Annotated in this window: 15 protein-coding genes; 10 read left to right on the plus strand and 5 right to left on the minus strand. The window is 52.7% G+C overall.

Annotation, left to right across the window (positions count from 1 at the left end; genetic code table 11):
- The first annotated feature begins 138 nt into the window (after positions 1 to 138).
- The 4 genes from OU789_RS13695 to msrA all read left to right on the plus strand — a co-directional run bounded on the left by OU789_RS13695 (position 139) and on the right by msrA (position 4,127).
- A complete protein-coding gene (locus OU789_RS13695) occupies positions 139 to 1,242 on the plus strand; it encodes a hypothetical protein (RefSeq protein WP_274656082.1) in 1,104 nt (367 codons plus the stop codon).
- Positions 1,243 to 1,299: 57 nt separating this feature from the next.
- The gene (locus tag OU789_RS13700) at positions 1,300 to 2,010 is read left to right on the plus strand and encodes an endonuclease/exonuclease/phosphatase family protein (RefSeq protein ID WP_274656083.1); all 711 of its coding nucleotides are present in this window, start codon (positions 1,300 to 1,302) and stop codon (positions 2,008 to 2,010) included.
- 84 nt (positions 2,011 to 2,094) lie between these two features.
- Entirely contained in the window at positions 2,095 to 3,333 is a 1,239-nt protein-coding gene (locus OU789_RS13705) for an argininosuccinate synthase (protein ID WP_274656084.1), read from the plus strand.
- A 113-nt stretch (positions 3,334 to 3,446) separates the two neighbouring features.
- The gene (gene msrA / locus OU789_RS13710; protein ID WP_446719187.1) at positions 3,447 to 4,127 is read left to right on the plus strand and encodes a peptide-methionine (S)-S-oxide reductase MsrA; all 681 of its coding nucleotides are present in this window, start codon (positions 3,447 to 3,449) and stop codon (positions 4,125 to 4,127) included.
- Here the strand turns inward: msrA and OU789_RS13715 are convergent.
- A complete protein-coding gene (locus tag OU789_RS13715) occupies positions 4,124 to 4,999 on the minus strand; it encodes a ribokinase (protein ID WP_274656085.1) in 876 nt (291 codons plus the stop codon). The genes msrA and OU789_RS13715 overlap by 4 nt on opposite strands.
- Positions 4,999 to 7,257, minus strand: coding sequence for an NADP-dependent malic enzyme (locus tag OU789_RS13720; RefSeq protein ID WP_274656086.1), 2,259 nt, complete (start codon positions 7,255 to 7,257; stop codon positions 4,999 to 5,001). The genes OU789_RS13715 and OU789_RS13720 overlap by 1 nt, the downstream gene beginning before the upstream one ends.
- A 152-nt stretch (positions 7,258 to 7,409) precedes the next feature.
- Here OU789_RS13720 and mutS point away from each other — a divergent pair, with 152 nt between their 5' ends.
- On the plus strand, positions 7,410 to 10,028 hold the full coding sequence (mutS, locus tag OU789_RS13725) for a DNA mismatch repair protein MutS (protein WP_274656271.1): 2,619 nt from the start codon (positions 7,410 to 7,412) through the stop codon (positions 10,026 to 10,028).
- Positions 10,029 to 10,049: 21 nt separating this feature from the next.
- Here the strand turns inward: mutS and OU789_RS13730 are convergent, their stop codons facing one another.
- The gene (locus tag OU789_RS13730; RefSeq protein WP_263954526.1) at positions 10,050 to 10,610 is read right to left on the minus strand and encodes a nucleotide exchange factor GrpE; all 561 of its coding nucleotides are present in this window, start codon (positions 10,608 to 10,610) and stop codon (positions 10,050 to 10,052) included.
- Between the two features lie 10 nt (positions 10,611 to 10,620).
- Positions 10,621 to 11,685: a heat-inducible transcriptional repressor HrcA gene (hrcA, locus tag OU789_RS13735; protein ID WP_274656087.1), complete on the minus strand. Its 1,065-nt coding sequence runs from the start codon at positions 11,683 to 11,685 to the stop codon at positions 10,621 to 10,623.
- 130 nt (positions 11,686 to 11,815) lie between these two features.
- Here hrcA and rph point away from each other — a divergent pair, with 130 nt between their 5' ends.
- The 5 genes from rph to OU789_RS13760 are packed head-to-tail and all read left to right on the plus strand — an operon-like array spanning position 11,816 to position 15,026.
- Entirely contained in the window at positions 11,816 to 12,526 is a 711-nt protein-coding gene (gene rph, locus OU789_RS13740) for a ribonuclease PH (RefSeq protein ID WP_263954715.1), read from the plus strand.
- The gene (gene rdgB, locus OU789_RS13745) at positions 12,526 to 13,134 is read left to right on the plus strand and encodes an RdgB/HAM1 family non-canonical purine NTP pyrophosphatase (protein ID WP_274656088.1); all 609 of its coding nucleotides are present in this window, start codon (positions 12,526 to 12,528) and stop codon (positions 13,132 to 13,134) included. The genes rph and rdgB overlap by 1 nt, the downstream gene beginning before the upstream one ends.
- A gap of 1 nt (position 13,135) precedes the next feature.
- Positions 13,136 to 13,513, plus strand: a complete 378-nt coding sequence (locus tag OU789_RS13750) for a RidA family protein (RefSeq protein ID WP_274656090.1) — start codon at positions 13,136 to 13,138, stop codon at positions 13,511 to 13,513.
- Positions 13,513 to 14,673, plus strand: a complete 1,161-nt coding sequence (gene hemW / locus OU789_RS13755; RefSeq protein ID WP_274656092.1) for a radical SAM family heme chaperone HemW — start codon at positions 13,513 to 13,515, stop codon at positions 14,671 to 14,673. Before OU789_RS13750 ends, hemW begins: the two co-directional genes overlap by 1 nt.
- Positions 14,673 to 15,026: a YbaN family protein gene (locus tag OU789_RS13760; protein WP_274656094.1), complete on the plus strand. Its 354-nt coding sequence runs from the start codon at positions 14,673 to 14,675 to the stop codon at positions 15,024 to 15,026. The genes hemW and OU789_RS13760 overlap by 1 nt, the downstream gene beginning before the upstream one ends.
- Here OU789_RS13760 and OU789_RS13765 read toward each other — a convergent pair.
- Positions 15,016 to 15,906, minus strand: a complete 891-nt coding sequence (locus tag OU789_RS13765) for a ParB/RepB/Spo0J family partition protein (protein WP_274656096.1) — start codon at positions 15,904 to 15,906, stop codon at positions 15,016 to 15,018. The two genes, OU789_RS13760 and OU789_RS13765, sit on opposite strands and share 11 nt — an antisense overlap.
- Positions 15,907 to 15,908 lie beyond the last annotated feature (2 nt).

Raw genomic sequence — 15,908 nt, forward strand, 5'->3', positions numbered from 1 at the left:
GCTCAGATCAATAATCTCGCGTGAGATAGTACAGTTCAAAGCCATCTACGCATGACTTGCAAAAAAACGAGGCATCAAAGACAGTGCAAACAGCGCGCAAATTGATTAAGCCTTCAGAAAAAGCATTCAGGACAGCTAATGACAGTAGATTCCCGAGCGATCCGCCATCTTAGAAAACTACTGCTTGCCACCGGCCTAGCGGCCACGCCGATGTGCCTTGCGGCGTCTGAAACTCCCAAAATCATCCCTGAAAACGACAAGTATGGAATTTCCGATGGTTCGTTTGTTCTTGCGCCAATCCCGTTCAAGAACCCGTTGATCGAAGCTGGCTTGGCATTGGGCGGCGCCTATCTCTTTCAGAACGATCCAAGCTCCGACACATCACATGTTGGCCTTGGTGGCTTTAAATCAACGAACGGAAGTACCGCCTTCGGCGCCAGCACGAGCTACGCATGGGACTCAAATCGTTGGACTATAGGAGCAACGATTGCGACCGCCGACCTTAATTATGATGTTTACACCATTCTCGGTCCTATTCCGATCACGCAAACCGGAGACTTTGCGCGGCTCGAACTTAGGCATGGGTTCGCAGAGCACTATTCGATCACCGGCTTTGCAAGCATTTTGAACACAACCGTTTCTTTTCAAACGAACAAGCAAGGCATTCTCCGGGGAATACGGCTGGACACTGCGATGGAATACGCAAATCTTGGCCTAGAACTTGAGCGAGACACGACCAATGACGACATTTATCCGAGTGCGGGCACCAAGATCGGGTTAACGGCAAGCATCGCCAATGAGCTTACTGACAGTGACCGTGGTAGCTTTTCTAAAGGGAACCTCTACTTTTCAGGCTATCAGCAACTTGCAACAGAAACCGTTATCGCGGGTAAGCTCTATCAGTGTTTCGCTGAGAAAGGGACGCCATTCTTTGACCAGTGCTCGATCGGCGCGGGAGACGGGTTCCGCGGCTTCTCACCAACACAGTTTCTTGGTCCGCGCGCGACCTCCGCTCAAATTGAAATCCGCCAACGCTTGGGCGACCGCTTTGGCGTTGTCGCGTTTGCAGGCGCGGGAACGGGCGAAACGAGCTATGGCGAAGATATCGGCGCGCGCTATGCTGGCGGTGTCGGGCTGCGCTTTCGGCTAAGCCGGAAGTTCCCGCTCGATTTCTCGGCGGATGTCGCGATCAATGATGATAACGTGCAGAACTATTATATCTATGTCGGGCAGCGATTTTAGCGCATGAAACTCTGGCGCATTCTGTTTGGTCGCGCGCTATTTATTTGAAGGAACCAAATGCGCATCGTTAGTTACAATATTCGCAAGTCCGTCGGCCTCGACTGGAAGCGCAAGCCGGAGCGGATATTGGCGGTTCTGGAAGAAATGCAGCCCGATATCGTCGTCGGACAAGAAGTCGACAAACGGCTTGGCTCACGGCAAGGCACATTGCCTTTGGGTATGCTTACATCTGACCTGAAATATAGGTTTGCCGACGTTGCGACGCGCGTAAAAAGCCACGGCTGGCACGGCAACGCTATTCTGTTTCGCCCCGGTGTTGTGGTGACAGAAGTTGAACGTATCGAGCTACCATCCCTTGAGCCGCGCGGCGCGGTGTCTGTCTTTTTCGAAACGGCCTCAGGGCAGAAATTTCATGTTGTCGGTGTTCATCTTGCTCTGCATCGCATCATGCGGGCGAAGCAAGCCTTGGCAATTCTGAAGTATCTAAAACGCTGCCCCCGCATTCCGACAATCATCGCTGGTGACTTTAACGAATGGCGCAAGCTTGGTGCCGCGAGTAGAATTTTTGCGCCAACGCTCGACGTTATTACACCCGGGCCAAGCTTTCACACGTCGCTTCCAACTGCACCGCTTGATCGCTTTCTCGTGACCTCCGATGTTCAGGTCACCAATACCGGCGTTCACCGAAGCGAGCTTTCCAACCGCGCGTCTGATCACCTGCCGATCTACATGGATTTTGATTTGCTGAAAGCAGAGCAAACCACATAGTTTTTTGCACTGTTTCGGCCACTAAACTTGCCCTTTGGTCAAAAACCCGATAACGCCAGCGCGATACATATTTTGGAGAGTTCAATGTCCGCACCAAAGACTGCACCCAAGAAAGTTGTTCTGGCCTATTCCGGAGGCCTTGATACGTCGATCATCCTGAAATGGCTTGAGATCGAATATGGTTGCGAGGTGGTGACCTTCACTGCCGATCTTGGTCAGGGCGAAGAGCTTGAGCCAGCACGTAAGAAAGCCGAGCTTCTTGGTGTAAAGCCAGAGAATATCTTTATCGAAGACCTGCGCGAAGAATTCGTTCGCGATTTTGTTTTCCCGATGTTCCGCGCCAACGCGCAGTACGAAGGTCTCTACCTTCTCGGCACGTCCATCGCTCGCCCGCTCATCTCCAAGCGGCTTGTTGAAATCGCCAAGCAAACCGGTGCGGATGCCGTTTCCCATGGCGCAACAGGCAAAGGCAACGACCAAGTCCGGTTCGAGCTTGCCGCTTATGCGCTGAACCCAGAGATCGTAGTGATTGCGCCTTGGCGCGAGTGGGACCTGCAAAGCCGTACAAAGCTGATCGAATTTGCTGAAGCACACCAGATCCCGATCGCCAAAGACAAACGCGGCGAAGCGCCCTTCTCTGTTGACGCGAACCTGCTGCACACGTCTTCCGAAGGTAAGGTTCTTGAAGATCCGGCAATTGACGCGCCCGATTATGTTTACCAACGCACGGTGCATCCCGAAGACGCGCCAAACACGCCAGAGTTCGTCGAGATCACATTTGAAAAAGGCGATGCGGTTGCGATCGATGGCGAAGCAATGTCGCCTGCAACGATCCTCACCAAACTGAACGAGCTTGGTGGCAAACATGGTTGTGGTCGCCTCGATCTTGTTGAAGGTCGCTTTGTTGGTATGAAATCCCGCGGGATCTACGAAACACCTGGCGGCACACTGCTTCTCGAAGCGCATCGCGGTATCGAATCCATCACAATGGATCGCGGCGCCATGCACCTCAAAGATGAGCTGATGCCGAAATATGCAGAGCTGATCTATAACGGTTTCTGGTACAGCCCAGAGCGCGAGATGCTCCAAGCCGCGATTGACCAGTCCCAAGAGCATGTATCCGGTACGGTTCGCCTGAAACTTTACAAAGGTCTGGCGCGCTGCGTTGGTCGTTGGTCCGATCACAGCCTCTACTCCGAGAGCCATGTAACTTTCGAAGAAGATGCCGGCGCATATGACCAAACTGATGCCGCTGGTTTCATTCAACTTCAGGCGCTGCGTTTGAAGCTGATCGCGATGCGGAACAAGCGCCTCGGTAAGTAGGCTCCGCCGCAAATCTGAATGAACTTTGCTCAAGCTTGCGTGAGCAGCGGCCTTGCGTCGTTGCTTTCGCTGCAATCTCTCGCAAAGGTTTTCCCAACACAGGAGAACCTTTGATGTCTTTCTTCCGGCGCCTATCCAATCTTGATTTAAAAGCCCTTACCCTAGCGGCAACAATCCTCGCTGCTTGGCTGCTTCACAGCACCTCGGCAATGGCTGGACCCAAGGAGACAATTATCGTCGCAGGCGGGTGTTTCTGGTGTGTGGAAAGCGATTTCGAATCCGTTAAGGGAGTCACTAAAGCTGTTTCCGGCTATACGGGCGGAACCACCGAAAACCCGACTTACAAAGACGTATCAAAAGGCGGCACAGGTCATTACGAAGCTGTCGAAATCACCTATGACACGGGTCAAATCTCGCTGCGCCAAATCCTAGACCTCTATTTTCGCTCGGTCGATCCAACAGATGCAGGCGGCCAATTTTGCGACCGTGGAGAAAGCTACAGAACGGCAATATTCGTCTCTAATCGGGCCGAACAAGACATTGCAAAGGCCGCGCGCGCCGATGCGCAAAAGGCGTTGGGAAAGAAGATCGTAACGCCTATTTTAGCAGAAAAACCCTTCTACAAGGCGGAAGCCTATCATCAAGATTTCTATAAAGGCACAAAACGCATCATCACGCGTTTTGGTCCGGTTAAGAAATCAACGGCCTACGCGAAATACCGCAAAGGCTGTAAACGAGACGAAAAGGTTTTGGCGCTTTGGGGCGATGCTGCACCATTTGCCAAAGGTCACTAAGCTTGATCGGCTAGAAACGCCTCAACCGCGCCCCGATTTGGAATGGCATCGGCAGCACCAGCTTTCGTTACTTTGAGCGCGGCCGCGGCCGACGCAAGCTGAAGCGCTTCCGCAACCCCTGCTCCCTGATCCAATCCAGCGGCGAAGTATCCAGCAAAAGTATCGCCAGCCGCGGTTGTATCAACCGGAGTAACCTTGAAGCTTTCAACGGTTTCAGTCTTACCATTTCCGCGCCATTCAGCACCTTTTGCGCCGCGCGTCACCAAAATCTCATCTACGGGCAGGTTGTCTAAATCAGTCTCTAACGCTGCGCAAAGCTGCTCCGCTTCGATCTCATTTACGGCAATCATCGTAACAAACGGCAACACTTCTCGAACCGCCTCGACAGAGAACGGCGCCGCAGAATAGATAACGCGCATCCCCTTGGACTTGGCCAATTCAGCGGCATAGGCTTGATGCGCAGTTTCGTTTTGAAGAAGAAGCGTGTCACCTGCACTCGCCGCCTCTAAGGTCGCATCGACCTGTGCCGTATCCAATGCAAAGTTCGCACCTTTGAAGAGAACAATCGCATTCTCTGCGTCGTCGTCAACGTTGATAATCGCATGCCCTGTTGGTGTTTCAATCTCTGCAACAAACTGGCAATCAACCGAAAGCGACTGAAGCTTTTCTTTCGCCCAGCGCCCGTCCGCTCCAACCGCCCCGATATGCAGCACCTTTGATCCAGCCTGTGCGGCGGCAACGGATTGGTTTGTGCCTTTGCCGCCAAGCCCGATTTGAAACGAGCTTGCCGCCAATGTCTCACCCGGTTCGGGCAAATGCGGAACACGATAAACGTGGTCCGCGTTGATTGATCCAAGATTAAAAATCGCCATTACTTCGCCTTACAGGCCGCAAGCATGGCCATATTCAAGATGTCATTGGATGTAGAAACGGTCGAGCAAATCTGAATCGACTGATCAATCCCCGTAAGGATCGGACCGATCACGGTCGCACCCGCCATTTCCTGCATCAACTTCACCGAAATACTCGCGGAATGCCGCGCAGGAACAACAAGAACGTTCGCAGGGCCGGTCAGACGGCTAAACGGATACTGCGCCATCGCTTGCGGGTTCAGCGCAACATCAACGGTCATCTCGCCTTCAAACTCGAAATCAACGCCGCGCTGCTCCAACACCTTCGGCGCTTGGTGCATTTTTTCGGCGCGCTCGGAAACAGGATAGCCGAATGTCGAGAAGCTAACAAAGGCCACACGCGGCTCTATTCCAAGCATTTTCGCAACATCCGCGCCCCGCTCGGCAATCGTTGCGAGGTCTTCGGAATCAGGCCATTCATGCACCAGCGTATCCGTGACCAGAACAATTCGGCCCTTAAGCAAAAGCGCAGTAACGCCGACGGCGCCGTCGGTTGCTTGAGCGTTGAACACATTGTTAATCAACCCAAGAACATGCGCGGACTTTCGTGTCGCACCAGTTACCAACCCATCGCCATGGCCGTGCGCCAACATCAGCGCAGAGAACACGTGCCGGTCGCGGGCGGCAAGACGGTGAACATCCTGATGATCGTGGCCGCTCCGTTGAAGCCGCTGATAGAGGAAATCTTTGTAGGTATCCAAATAGGCCGTGTTCTTCGCGTTAACCACTTCGATCTCGGGATACGCATCGCCAATTCCTGCTGCATCCATCAGGCCTTTGACGTCATTTTCACGACCAACAACAAGCGCCTTGCCAAATCCGCCGCGTTGATAGTTTACGGCTGCACGCAACACGCGAATATCATCGCCCTCTGCAAAGATCATCCGCGCTTGGCGGGCCTTGGCGCGGGTATTGATCGACCGCAAAATGTTTGCCGTTGGGTCCATCCGCGCGCGGAGCGAGGCTTCGTAACCATCCATGTCGACGATTGGGCGGCGTGCCACACCAGTGTCCATACCTGCTCTGGCAACTGCTGGCGGTACAACATGGATCAAGCGCGGATCAAAGGGCGTTGGAATGATGTAGTCCCGCCCGAATGTCAGCTTACGGCCATAAGCAAGCGCAACCTCATCCGGAACATCCTCGCGCGCGAGATCAGCAAGGGCGCGCGCACAGGCAATTTTCATTTCGTCGTTGATGGCGCGAGCATGGATATCAAGCGCGCCGCGGAACAGGTACGGAAAGCCCAGAACATTGTTCACTTGGTTTGGATAATCTGAACGACCCGTGGCAACGATGGCATCCTCGCGCACCTCATGCGCCTCTTCGGGAGTGATTTCCGGATCAGGGTTTGCCATAGCAAAGATCACAGGGTCTTTGGCCATGCTTTTCACCATGTCTTGCGTCACAGAACCTTTGGCCGAAACGCCAAGGAAGACATCGGCGCCCTTCATGGCTTCTTCTAACGTGCGCAAATCAGTGGAGGCCGCGTGCGCCGATTTCCATTGGTTCATGCCTTCGGTACGGCCTTGATAAATAACGCCTTTTGTATCGCACATGATGCAATTATCATGCTTGGCACCCATGGATTTGACCAGCTCAAGACAGGCAATGCCCGCCGCACCCGCACCATTCAAAACGATACGCACATCTTCAATTTTCTTTCCCGAAATCCGAAGCGCATTGATCAAACCAGCCGCGCAGATAACCGCGGTTCCGTGCTGATCATCATGGAACACCGGAATGTCCATTTCTTCTTTCAGGCGCTGCTCAATGATGAAACATTCCGGCGCTTTGATGTCCTCAAGGTTAATACCGCCGAATGTCGGCCCCATAAGCCGAACAGCGTTTACGAAAGCATCGGGGTCTTCTGTATCAAGTTCAATGTCGATGGAATTCACATCGGCAAAGCGTTTGAACAGAACGGATTTCCCTTCCATCACCGGCTTTGATGCCAGCGCGCCAAGATTGCCAAGCCCCAAAACGGCTGTCCCGTTCGAGATAACGGCAACCATATTCCCCTTGTTTGTATAGTCATATGCGGTTTCAGGCTTATCGAAAATCGCCTCGCAGGGCACGGCAACACCTGGTGAATAAGCAAGCGAAAGATCGCGCTGTGTAGTCATTGGTGTTGAGGGGGTCACATCGAATTTTCCCGGTCTGGGTTCCATGTGATAGGTGAGCGCCTCTTCGGCGGTGAACTTAACTTTTGTGGGCATGTGGGCCAATCCCTTGTTGTAACGCCATTATGAATAGCCGCTTACCGCCAACGCCTCAACATAGACCTTTCACCCCCAGCTTTGCCTTTGTAAACTCCGCTCGGAACACTTGGGGAAATCACGTGAATAAAGCTAAATCAACCGTCACTCCGATGATGGCGCAATACCTCGAACTGAAAGCCCAGTACGAGAATGCGCTCCTGTTTTATCGGATGGGCGATTTCTATGAGATGTTCTTTGACGACGCGAAAGCGGCAGCGGAGGCGCTTGATATTGCGCTCACCAAACGCGGCAAACACAACGGCGAAGATATCGCCATGTGCGGCGTTCCGGTTCATTCCGCCGAAGGGTATTTGCTCACCCTGATCCGCAAAGGCTTTCGCGTGGCTGTTTGCGAGCAGATGGAAAACCCTGCCGAAGCAAAGAAGCGCGGATATAAGGCAATCGTGAAACGGGATGTTGTTCGGCTCGTGACACCAGGAACATTGACCGAGGAAAGCCTACTTGAAGCGCGGCGGCACAACTATCTTGCGGCATTCGCAGAAATTCGCGGAGAGGCCGCATTGGCGTGGGTCGATATTTCGACAGGTGCGCTTCATGTGATGCAAACATCTCCTGTTCGCTTAGGACCGGAACTGGCGCGACTGATGCCCTCTGAGCTTATTCTCTCGGAGTCAAAATTCGAAGATTACGCAGAGTTAGAGACTGAATTCGGCCTCTCCCTTACCCCGCTCGCGCCAGCCTCATTCGACAGCACATCCGCTGAAAGCAAGATCAAGTCGCTGTTCAAAGTCGGCTCTCTAGACGCATTTGGCAGCTTTAACCGCCCCGAGATCGCTGCACTTGGCGCGATTATCGACTATCTTGAGATCACCCAAAAAGGGAAGCTCCCGCTCCTCCGCACACCCCTCCGCGAAAGCGTTGGCGGCACAGTGCAAATCGACGCCGCGACGCGCCGAAATCTTGAAATCACTCATAGCCTGTCTGGTGGACGCGACGGCACGCTTATCTCCGCAATTGATCGCACACTCACAGCGGGCGGTGGCCGGTTGCTTGCACGCCGCCTTGCCTCACCTTCAACCGACCTGAAGACCATTCAGATGCGCCAAGACGCGGTTGAATTCCTTGTTGAAAACTCTGCGCTCGCTGAAAACCTGAGCGAAGCACTCCGCAGAACACCAGACCTTGACCGCGCCTTGTCTCGTCTTGGGCTTGAGCGCGGCGGACCCCGCGATATCGCTGCGATCCGAAACGGCCTTACACAGGCCGAGACGATCAAGGATACTCTTCCTGAAGGGCTGCCAGATTTGCTTGCAAGTGCGGCCAAGGACCTAAGCGGACACGACGAACTTGTTTATCTATTGGATCAAGCACTCGTTGCCGACCCGCCGCTTTTGGCGCGCGATGGTGGTTTCATAGCGCCTGGATTTGACGAAGAACTAGACGAAGCCCGCAAGCTACGCGACGAAGGACGCAGCGTGATTGCCTCCCTTCAGGCCAAGTACGCCGAGCTTGCGGATATTTCCTCGCTCAAGATCAAGCATAATAACGTGCTCGGGTATTTCATCGAGACGACAGCCACCCATTCCGAAAAAATGCTGGCAGCACCGCTCTCTGAAACCTTCATTCACCGTCAAACAACCGCCAACCAAGTGCGCTTCACGACCGTTGAGCTTTCAGAGATGGAGACCAAAATTCTCAATGCTGGTGGCCGCGCACTTGAGATTGAAAAACGTCTCTATTCCACCTTAACAGAGGCCGTTTTAAACCACGCTGCCGAAATTAACCTTGCAGGAAACGCGCTCGCAGAGTTCGATCTCGCCTCTGCATTTGCAGACCTCGCCAAAGGGGAAAATTGGTGCAAGCCCAATGTCGACAACAGCCGGACCTTTGACATCATCGGCGGCCGACATCCCGTTGTTGAACAGTCTTTGCGCAAACAGGGCGATTCACCGTTCGTTGCCAATGACTGCCAGCTTTCTGATGGATCAGACGGGGCTGACATCTGGCTTCTGACTGGTCCGAACATGGCGGGTAAATCGACTTTCTTGCGCCAAAACGCATTGATTGCGCTATTGGCACAGGCTGGAAGTTTCGTTCCCGCCAAATCTGCGCATATCGGAATAGTCAGCCAGATATTTAGCCGTGTTGGCGCATCTGATGATCTGGCCCGTGGGCGTTCGACATTTATGGTCGAAATGGTTGAAACCGCGGCCATTCTCAATCAAGCGGATGACCGCGCTCTTGTGATCCTCGATGAGATCGGGCGTGGTACCGCAACTTATGACGGCCTTTCTATTGCTTGGGCAACGCTTGAGCATCTTCACGATGCCAACAAATGCCGCGCACTTTTCGCCACCCACTACCATGAGATGACGGCTCTGGCCGACAAGCTTGGGGGCGTCGAGAATGCAACCGTCACCGTTAAAGAATGGGAAGGCGACGTGATCTTTTTGCATGAGGTCAAAAAAGGCGCGGCCGACCGATCTTATGGTGTGCAGGTGGCAAAACTCGCCGGTCTCCCCGATGCCGTGGTGAACCGCGCGCGCGTTGTGCTTGATGCACTTGAAAAAGGAGAGCGTGAGGGCGGAAAACAGAAGGCGCTGATTGACGATCTGCCGCTTTTCTCCGCAACACCACCACCGCAACCTGCGCCGGCACAGGATTCTATTGTGGAGGAAGCAATGAGCGAGATCATTCCTGATGAGTTGACGCCGCGCGAGGCGCTTCAGGTTCTATATGATCTGAAAGAAAAGGCGCGGACTTCTTAGAAACCCGCGCCTTAAAATTTGTTACTTCGGTGTTGAGCTCACGCCAACATGGGCTGGCCGCAACAGTCTATCATGAAGCATGAACCCTTCGGCCATCACCTGAATGATATCGCCGGCAACCGTATCAGGCACAGGCGCCTCAAACATTGCTTCGTGCCGCTGCGGATCAAACTTGTCTCCAACTTCGGGGAGAATACGCTCGATGCCATGCTTTGCGAATACATTCAGCAATTCGCGCATCGTCAACTCAATCCCTTCAATCAGGGAAGCGTTTTCTTCGCGTTTGGTTTCGTCGATCGCGTCAAGCGCGCGCTTCATGTTGTCATAGACAGGAAGCATGTCGCGGGCGAGCTTGGAGCCGCCATAATTCTCGGCCTCGCGGCGATCACGGTCACTCCGCTTTCGTGCGTTCTCTGCATCTGCGAGGGCGCGCATGAAGCGATCACGGAAATCATCCCGCTCTTTGGTAACAATCGCCAGTTCGTCGGCCTCTTCTTCGGCCTCCATCGCATCTTCGGCGAACATTTCCGCTTCTACGGCTTCTGGATCATCTAAAAATTCGTCGTTCTTAGGCTCTGCCATCTTCTTTTCCCTAGCCCTGATCCGAAATCAGGCGTCCAACGAGTTGCGCCGTGTAGTCAACAATCGGCACGATACGTCCATAGTTCAGACGCGTCGGGCCGATGACTCCGACAGCGCCCATAATTTTACGATCAGCGTTCATATATGGAGAAACCACCAAAGAGGAACCCGAAAGAGAAAATAATTTGTTCTCTGAGCCAATAAAAATGCGAACACCCTCGCCTTCTTCGGCCAATTCCAGAAATTCGGCGATATCCCGCTTGCGTTCGAGGTCATCAAAGAGGGTTCGGATGCGCTCTAGATCCTCTTCATCCGAGCCTCCGCCCAAAAGATTCGCCCGCCCACGAACGATGAGTCTTTCTTGTTGATCGCCCTCGCCAACCCATTCCGCAAGGCCCTGTTCAACCATCGCCTGTGCGAGCGTGTTGAGTTCTTGTTTGCGTGATTTGATTTCCCGCTCGATTACGGTGGCAAGCTCGCCCAGCGTTCGACCTTCCGCAAATGCATTCAGAAAGTTCGCGGCTTCGCGCATAGAGCTTGGCGTTTGCCCCATTGGCGGGGTGAACACACGGTTTTCAACATGACCATCCGCAAAGACCAAAACAACAAGCGCGCGGTCCGGGCCGAGGCTAACAAATTCGATATGTTTAATCGGCGCCTCGTGTTTTGGCGTTAAAACAAGGCTCGCGCCGTGCGTTAACCCCGAAAGAGCCGAGCCAAGACGATCAAGCGCGTCACCAACTCCACGATCGTTACCGCCAAGTGTTTCATCAATCTTGCGTTGGTCCTGCTGGTCTAGGTTGCCAACTTCAAGCAAACCATCAACGAACATCCGCAAGCCGCTTTGTGTTGGAACGCGTCCAGCAGAAACATGCGGGCTATCAAGAAGGCCCATATATTCAAGGTCTTGCATTACGTTGCGAATGGTCGCCGCAGATACTTTTTCATTCATGGTGCGCGTCAAGGTACGGCTGCCTACTGGCTCACCCGTTTCGATATACCCCTCGACGACGCGGCGAAATACTTCGCGACTACGGGCGTTCATTTCACTCAAAAGTTGGGAATTATCGCTCATTTTGCCCGACATCTGTTCATTTGATCTGACCGAAACCCATTTAATGGGGTTCTTGAAAAAACGTCAATCGGCCTTGCTAAGATAGGCTCTCCATGACTATTGAAGGGCAGCTTATACAAAGGATTTCATGATGCGCCCCTCTGGTAGAAATGTAGATCAAATGCGACCGATTTCAATCGAAACGGATGTCACAAAACACGCAGAGGGTTCCTGCCTTATTAAATGTGGTGACACCCACGTGCTCTGTACAGCCACTGTTGAGGAGCGTGTTCCCCCATTTATGAAGAACTCGGGTCTTGGTTGGGTCACTGCCGAATACGGGATGCTTCCGCGCGCGACAAACACACGGATGCGTCGCGAAGCAAAGAATGGCCAGTCAGGACGAACTCAGGAGATTCAGCGTCTTATTGGCCGAAGCCTGCGCGCGGGTGTTGACCGTGTTGCGCTTGGTGAGCGTCAGATCACCGTTGATTGCGACGTTATTCAGGCCGATGGCGGAACGCGTTGCGCTTCGATCACTGGTGGTTGGGTGGCCCTTAAGCTTGCAGTGAACAAACTTATGAAGATCGGAGATGTGATATCTGATCCTCTTCTTGATCCGGTTGCGGCTGTATCTTGCGGAATTTACGCAGGTCAGGAAGTGCTCGATCTGGATTATCCAGAAGATTCTGAAGCTGGCGTTGACGGTAATTTCGTCATGACAGGGTCCGGCCAACTTATCGAAGTACAGATGAGCGCCGAAGGCTCCACCTATAGCCGCGCCCAAATGAACGGCCTTCTTGATCTTGCAGAGAAAGGCGTTGCGGAACTCGTCGCTGCTCAGAAAGCCGTAACAAGCTAATGCGTAAACTGACGGAAAAGAAAATCGTTCTGGCAAGTCACAACGCCGGAAAGCTCCGCGAGATTTCCGAGCTTCTCGCGCCGTTCGGCATCGAAGTTGTTTCTGCTGGCGAACTCGGCTTTGAGGAACCAGAAGAAACCGAGAGCACATTTGTTGGGAACGCGCGGATCAAGGCGCATTTCGCCGCCAAATCCGCGAACCTGCCTGCTCTTTCCGATGACAGTGGTATTTCGGTGGATGCGCTAAACGGCGAACCAGGTGTTTACACCGCAGACTGGGCCGAAACACCGAATGGCCGAGATTTTCCGATGGCGATGAAGAAGGTCTGGGACAAGCTAGAGGCAAAGTCTGCCCCTCATCCTCGGACAGCTGCTTTTTGTTGTACACTGTGCCTTGCTTGGCCTGACGGTCACGACGAAGTTTTCGAAGGTAGAGTCGATGGCTCGCTTACTTGGCCAATGCGCGGGGATCGCGGGTTTGGCTTTGACCCGATTTTTGTTCCGAACGGGAAGGAAGAAACCTTCGGAGAAATGGATCCTTCGGAAAAGAATGCAATGAGCCATCGTGCCGATGCGTTCGCCAAATTCCGCGCGGTTTTGGAGACGTAGAATGACAAAGCTCATTTCCTCTGGTTCCGAGTTCGAGAAATCTGTTGGGTATTCCCGTGCAGTTGTTAAGGGCAACCTCTGCTTTGTTTCCGGAACGACCGGATACGATTATGAAACCATGAAAATGCCAGAGAGCGTCGCCGATCAGGCTCGAAACTGCCTTAAAACGATCGAGTCCACGCTTGACGAAGGCGGTTTTCAAATGTCTGACGTCGTGCGCGTACAATACACAATAGTTGATAGCGCCCTCTACGAGGAACTCGCTCCTGTACTCGGCGAAGTGTTTTCTGAGATCCGGCCAGCAGCAACGATGGTTGTTGCCGGATTGATCCGTCCTGAGATGAAGGTCGAGATCGAAGTTACTGCGATGAAATCATAATGGAAGACTGGCAAAACGGCGGGTTTGGGTTCTATGTCCATTGGCCGTTTTGCATGGCCAAGTGCCCCTACTGTGATTTCAACAGTCATGTTTCCAAGAAAATCGATCAAAACCAATGGCATACGGCCTATCTCTCCGAGATTGACCGAATTGCCGAAGAGGTCGGTCCACGAACGCTGAATACCATCTATTTCGGCGGCGGAACTCCAAGCTTGATGGATCCAGACCTCGTTGCTGCAATTATCGAGCGCATTCGTACTCATTGGCCAACTGCAAACGATTTTGAGGTAACCCTTGAGGCCAATCCGACTTCGATTGAGGCTGGTCGATTTCAAGGCTATCGCGATGGCGGGGTGAGCCGTATTTCAATGGGATATCAAGCCCTTAACGACGAAGACCTCAGGCGCCTTGGCAGGATGCATACCGCGAAAGAAGGCATGGAAGCCTTTGAAATCGCAAAGAATACCTTTGATCGCGTGAGCTTTGACCTAATCTATGCCCGACAGGATCAAACTCTCGACGCGTGGCGAGATGAGCTGACTCGAGCACTCGAATTATCCATCGATCACCTTTCACTTTATCAGCTAACTATCGAACAAGGCACGGCTTTTGGGGATCGATACGAACGCGGCAAGCTTCGGGGCTTACCATCCGAAGACCTCGCAACGGATATGTTCTTCGTGACTCAAGAGCTCTGTGACAAAGCCGGTATGAGTGCTTATGAAGTCTCTAACCATGCCAAACTCGGGTCTGAAAGTCGTCATAACCTCGTTTATTGGCGATATGGTGACTACGCAGGGATTGGCCCTGGCGCGCATGGGCGCATTACTGCGAACGGGCAGAAGATTGCCACTGAAACACTAAGGCAGCCCGAGGCTTGGCTTAAGGCGGTCAAGAAAAGTTCCAATGGAGAAACCGAGCGAGACATCGTTTCAAAGGCAGATCAGGCTTCAGAGATGCTAATGATGGGTCTACGCCTGTCAGAGGGTATTTCTTTAGAACGGTTTTCTGCTCTGTCCGGTTCTAAAATATCATCTCAGACACTTGAGAATTTGTCCGAGATGGGAATGCTTTCGCTTGATGGTGATCGATTGCGCGCAACTCCACAAGGACGCGTCATTTTGAACGCCTTGCTACGCGAATTGTTGGTGGATCTTTAATGCGGTTGTTTTGGTTTATTGGCGGCTTCGTTTCTTTGACGCTGGGAATTACAGGTATTTTATTACCTCTACTTCCGACAGTCCCGTTTCTATTGCTCGCTGCATTCTGTTTTGCGCGATCGTCTGAACGACTGCACGGATGGCTTATTGCACATCCAAAACTTGGACCGCCAATTGAAGATTGGAACGCACGCGGCGCCATCAGCAAGAAAGCAAAGATCGCCGCAACTGTTTCGATTGCTGCGGCATTTTCGATATCTGTATTTCTCGGCGTTAAGCCCTTCGTAATCGTCGTTCAGGCATTAACTCTCACGTGTGTTCTTCTTTTTATCTGGACACGCCCTAACGTGTAGATGTTAGCAGTCTGCACAATTCATCTAAATCTTCCAAAGACTTATACTGAATAACGACCTTGCCGTTTTCTTTATCCGGGACGTGATCAATCACAACTTTCATGCCCAGATTGGCGTAAAGATCGCCCTCAAGTGCGCGCGTATCGGCGTCTTTCTCAGGTTTAAGTCGCTTTTTCGCAGCTTTCGGCGTGCCGGTTTTAACGAGTTTTTCTGTCTCACGAACAGAAAGCCCCTTTGCAACAACATGCTTGGCAAGTTCTGATGCGTTGGGAGCAGTAATCAATGCTCGCGCATGACCAATCGAAAGCGCACCATCACGCAGCATATCCTGAACATCATCGGGCAGTTGAAGAAGGCGCAAAAGGTTCGCGATGTAACTCCGACTTTTGGAAAGCGCGCTCGAAACTTTCTCCTGCGTATGTCCAAACCGATCCATCAACTGCCGATAGCCAAGTGCTTCTTCAATCGGGTTCAGGTCTGCACGCTGAATATTCTCGATAATTGCAACTTCAAGAACTTCTGTGTCGTCGAGCTCACGGATAATTACCGGTACTTCATGCACTTGCGCGATCTGAGAGGCACGCCAGCGGCGCTCCCCCGCTACAATTTCAAACGCATTTTCGCTTCGCGGGCTCGGGCGAACGATCAAAGGCTGGATAACGCCCTTTTCCCGAATAGAATCTGCAAGACTTTGGAGTGCGTCCTCATCAAACAAACGCCGCGGCTGGTCTGGATTTGGCTCCAACCGCTCAACTGGCAAAGTACGCTCGGGTTTTGGCGTCGATTTTTGTTCATCTGCGGTTGGCTCGATATTCACGTCAGCCATCAATGCAGAAAGTCCGCGCCCCAAGCCTCTCCGTTCGTTCTTTTTCTGCGCCATGG

Source organism: Halocynthiibacter sp. C4 (assembly GCF_028823805.1).
Classification (GTDB): domain Bacteria; phylum Pseudomonadota; class Alphaproteobacteria; order Rhodobacterales; family Rhodobacteraceae; genus Falsihalocynthiibacter; species Falsihalocynthiibacter halioticoli.

Bases quoted from the DNA above. Each gene is read 5' to 3' on its own strand.
- OU789_RS13760 (WP_274656094.1), top strand. From the start codon at position 14,673: ATGCGGTTGTTTTGGTTTATTGGCGGCTTCGTTTCTTTGACGCTGGGA.
- OU789_RS13720 (WP_274656086.1), bottom strand. From the start codon at position 7,257: ATGCCCACAAAAGTTAAGTTCACCGCCGAAGAGGCGCTCACCTATCAC.
- msrA (WP_446719187.1), top strand. From the start codon at position 3,447: ATGTCTTTCTTCCGGCGCCTATCCAATCTTGATTTAAAAGCCCTTACC.
- rdgB (WP_274656088.1), top strand. From the start codon at position 12,526: ATGCGTAAACTGACGGAAAAGAAAATCGTTCTGGCAAGTCACAACGCC.
- hrcA (WP_274656087.1), bottom strand. From the start codon at position 11,685: ATGAGCGATAATTCCCAACTTTTGAGTGAAATGAACGCCCGTAGTCGC.
- OU789_RS13695 (WP_274656082.1), top strand. From the start codon at position 139: ATGACAGTAGATTCCCGAGCGATCCGCCATCTTAGAAAACTACTGCTT.
- rph (WP_263954715.1), top strand. From the start codon at position 11,816: ATGCGCCCCTCTGGTAGAAATGTAGATCAAATGCGACCGATTTCAATC.
- OU789_RS13765 (WP_274656096.1), bottom strand. From the start codon at position 15,906: ATGGCGCAGAAAAAGAACGAACGGAGAGGCTTGGGGCGCGGACTTTCT.
- OU789_RS13705 (WP_274656084.1), top strand. From the start codon at position 2,095: ATGTCCGCACCAAAGACTGCACCCAAGAAAGTTGTTCTGGCCTATTCC.
- OU789_RS13700 (WP_274656083.1), top strand. From the start codon at position 1,300: ATGCGCATCGTTAGTTACAATATTCGCAAGTCCGTCGGCCTCGACTGG.
- mutS (WP_274656271.1), top strand. From the start codon at position 7,410: ATGATGGCGCAATACCTCGAACTGAAAGCCCAGTACGAGAATGCGCTC.
- OU789_RS13750 (WP_274656090.1), top strand. From the start codon at position 13,136: ATGACAAAGCTCATTTCCTCTGGTTCCGAGTTCGAGAAATCTGTTGGG.
- hemW (WP_274656092.1), top strand. From the start codon at position 13,513: ATGGAAGACTGGCAAAACGGCGGGTTTGGGTTCTATGTCCATTGGCCG.
- OU789_RS13715 (WP_274656085.1), bottom strand. From the start codon at position 4,999: ATGGCGATTTTTAATCTTGGATCAATCAACGCGGACCACGTTTATCGT.
- OU789_RS13730 (WP_263954526.1), bottom strand. From the start codon at position 10,610: ATGGCAGAGCCTAAGAACGACGAATTTTTAGATGATCCAGAAGCCGTA.